Source organism: Mangrovimonas sp. TPBH4, from assembly GCF_001280505.1.
Taxonomy (GTDB): Bacteria; Bacteroidota; Bacteroidia; order Flavobacteriales; family Flavobacteriaceae; genus Mangrovimonas_A.
In genome coordinates this window covers 1-4,194 of the sequence record NZ_LBIO01000019.1, presented here as the reverse complement: position 1 = coordinate 4,194, position 4,194 = coordinate 1, and the positions used below count along the sequence as shown (strand labels likewise).

Here is a 4,194-nt window from a genome sequence, read left to right as displayed (position 1 = left end):
CGGGATCGCCTCAATGAGCGTTTCGCCCAGTACCTTCGACTGTTCGAGCGTGGGCGGCAACACCGTCACACTTACCGTAACCGACGTCAATGGAAATGTCTCAACATGCTCCTCTACTGTGACCGTTCAGGACAATATCACTCCAACAATCACCTGCCCTTCAAACATTACCTTAAACAATGATACCAACGTTTGTGGAGCAGCAGCCACTTGGACCGCCCCCACAGGAAATGATAATTGTACTGGCTTCACTATTTCAAGTACTCATGCTTCAGGAGATATATTTCCTGTTGGAACAACAACAGTTACCTATACAATCACTGATGCTTCTGGAAATAACGCATCATGCTCATTTAATGTAACTGTTAATGATACTCAAGCACCTTCAATAACTTGCCCAAATAACTTAACAATTGGCACTAGCAATGATGGCACTGGGAACTGTACTACTTCAGCCTCTATAGGTACTCCCTCAACTTCTGACAACTGTGGTGTTGCCTCCGTTATTGCTAAAATTGGAGGGACAACCATTACTCCATCATCCTATGTATTTCCTATTGGAGACACTACAATAACTTGGATTGCTACGGACAGCGCTGGAAATTCAAATCAATGTAACCAAACCATTACCATAGTGGATGATGAAGACCCTGAGATTGTATGTCCTTCTGACGATAATGTTTTTTTTGAAAACAATTGTCAATTTACACTCGCGGATTATACAACCATGGCATCGACTTTAGACAATTGCGATACAAATGTAACAGTCACTCAAAACCCATTGCCTGGAGCAGTAATTTCTGGAGCTGTTGTGGTTACCTTAACAGCAACAGATGACGCCAATAGAACAAGTACTTGTACATTGCAAGTGATTCCTTCAGACAATGAAGCGCCTATCGCAGTTTGTCATGATATTACTGTTAGCTTAAGTACCACACCTAACAATGGGGTAGTAAACATTTTTGCTTCGGACCTAGACAATGGTTCTACAGATAATTGTTCTAACAATTCATTATTTTATTCGGTTTCCCAAAGTTCCTTCAACTGCTCAAATGTGGGAGCAAATGAGGTAACATTTACAGTCAGTGATCAGGCAGGAAATGTAAGTGAACCTTGTACTGCCACCGTTTATGTAGAAGATGTAACACCTCCAACAGCCATCTGTAATGATTTCGTAGTGGTTTTGGATGCTATTACCAGAGAAGCAACTATTGAAGCTGCAAATATTGATAATGGATCTTTTGACAACTGCGGCATTGCTTCCATGACCGTTGAACCAAGCTTATTTGAAGAGGCCGAAGACGGACTTCAATACGATATGGAAACTGTATTAACGGTAACTGATTTCAGTGGAAACACATCTATATGTACTGCTACTGTAACTGTTGAGCCGCCCAAAAACTTAAACACCTATATGACTGGTGTGATTTCAGCTCCTACACCCGACTATCCACAACCACCTGGCCCACTAGTAGAAGTTACAGCATGTCCTGGAGAATTACTGGACGGAGTGACTGTTTCATTCAACCTACAAGGGATTTCACCATATACCTTGGTAGCCACGGATGTACTATTTTGGGAAGTATCTTATGACTATGGAGAAAATTGGGACCCGATTTCTTCTTCGGCTGGAACTTTGACTCAATCCCTTTCGGGAATTACCAATGATACTTTTGTTAGAGCGGTAATTACAGATCCTGATTCAGGAGCCACCAAAACTACTGCGGAAGTGTACATTAGATTTTTACCTCCAGATGAACCACCAATTATTACAGGTATCAATCCAGACCCACCAATAATTTGTCTAAACGAATCTATTGTGGTTACGGCAGAAAGTTTCTTTGATCAGCCTAGTGGCCAGTTTGGAGAAGGCGGTGAATTTAACTACGCGCAACCTGAAGGATGGAGGGTCGATGGCTTGGATGGATTTTTTCCAGCTAGTGGTAATAATACAACAGAAGAAACTTGGAAGGAAACCAATTCTAATAACAACCAATTATTTAGTAACATCAATTATGACACTACGGACAATACAAAATTTGCTATAGCTCATGGAGTTGGCAATATTACTACTCTAGAAACCCCTGTATTTAGTACGATCGGAATGACCTCTAGCGAGGCCTTACTAACTTTTGATACCAGTTTTTATTTTTGTAATGACGGTTACGGAATGATCGAATTGTCTTTTGATTCTGGGAACTCCTATCCTGTTGTATTAAATACTGTTGAAGGCTTGGATTTTACTTCAGGGAATACAACTGGTGTAGAATTAGTAAAGGCTGGAGGTAATTGTAATAACGGTCAAAGACCAACTACAAACCCTAGAATGGTTTCGGCTTCTATTGACTTGGGTGCCTATACAGGGTTGTCTGGCTTGCGCGTAAAATTTACCTTTTATGGAAGTACTTCAACTTGTGAAGATGTCATTTTCCCAAAAGCAGATGACAATCCTTGCAATAATAATCCAACCTATGATGTTGCAAGTGGTTGGGCTATTGACAAAGTCGGTTTTGCCTTTGCTTATGTTGATGAAGAAATAGAATGGACAGACGAAGACGACAACATTGTTTCCACTTCTAGCGAAGCAACCATCACGCCAGTAACACCTGGAATAAGAACTTATGGAGTAACCTCTTTAGTCAATGGATGTAGAACAGAAAACGACGAAGGGACAGAATTTGTTGATTTTTATACAAACTTAGCGTATGCAGGAAAGGATTATACACCTTTAAATAGTGAATGTGGTGAAAATACCCTTCAGTTGAATGCGTATGACAACACAAAAACTGCTGTGCAAAATTTCAATAAAGGTGCTTGGGAAACCAATTTATATGTAGTGCCAGATACAGCCGCCGGAGATACTGACTACCTAGGAACAGGAATGACTGGCCAATGGACTGTTACAAATGAAAGCTACAACTCCTGCGGAACTAGCTGGGCATTTTCAGACGACAATAATCCTGATGCTATCTTTTCTGCAGATCCAGGAGTATTCACACTTCGATGGACTTTGGAAAATGGCTGTTATGATGAAATTACAGTAGAAATAAAAGATTGTCCAACTGTTGATTTCGATGGTATCAATGATTATGTAACCTTCAGAAATAATTACAACTTAAATTCTGAATTCAGTCTGGAAGTTTGGGCAAAACCAAACACTGTAAGTGGAACCAGCTCTATTTTTTCCAGAAAAGAATTTAGCGACAATAGCCAAGGCTATGACATCAGCATTGTAAACGGTCAAGTGAGGTTTAATTGGTATAATGCTTCGGGAGCAGGTTCTGTGACCACTGGCAGCTACACGATTGACACCTCAAGATGGTATCATATAGCCGTTACTTTTGATGGCTCGACCTACACTCTTTATGTGGACGGAATTGAAATGAATGCTGTAAGTGGAACTGCCCCTGATGCAACAATAGGAAGCATACATGCGCTTTTGGGTGCTATGGATCAAGCAAGTCCAAATGATCCTACAAATTACTATCATGGCTGGATTGATGAATTGAGAATATGGAACAAAGCATTGTCCGTTGTTCATGTTAGACAAATGATGAACCAAGAAATCCAAGCATTAAATACCGATGTTGGAGGTGTCGTAATTCCTACCAAAATATATGGCCCAGACTATAATAGTGACAGTATAGATGACGATCCCTTATTATGGAGCAACTTAGATGGCTACTACCGAATGAATCTTACATGTGGCGATTTGGCAGCCTATAAAGGCGTAAGTGGTAGACTAAGAAACATCACTTCAAGTCAGCAACAAACAGCACCTCTACCCTATATCACTTCCAAAGTAGGCAACTGGAATACGGATAATTCAACCGCTTCACCATGGATCAATTGGAGTGTATGGGATCACCCAAACAGTACTGGAATCAATGGAACCCCTATTGATTGGAATATCGTTAAAACAAGTCATAATGTCATTAGCGATACACAAGATCTAACTTTGTTAGGATTACTTGTAAACACAGGAGAATTAACTATTACTAGTTCTGGTATTCAAGATGAAACCAATGAAGGTCACGGTCTTTGGATTACCGACTATTTGAAATTAAATGGACAAATTGATCTTATTGGTGAATCTCAATTGGTACAGAAGAGATATAATACAAATCAATTAAATGAAAGTATTTTGGAACCTACAAGTAGTGGATTCATTGAAAGGGACCAACAAGGGACATA

The 4,194-nt window shown here is 40.1% G+C and carries 1 protein-coding gene; it reads left to right on the top strand.

Annotated elements, in window-relative coordinates:
- A partial coding sequence (locus ZA05_RS00470) for an HYR domain-containing protein (protein WP_157514471.1) occupies positions 1 to 4,194 on the top strand: 4,194 nt, incomplete at both ends.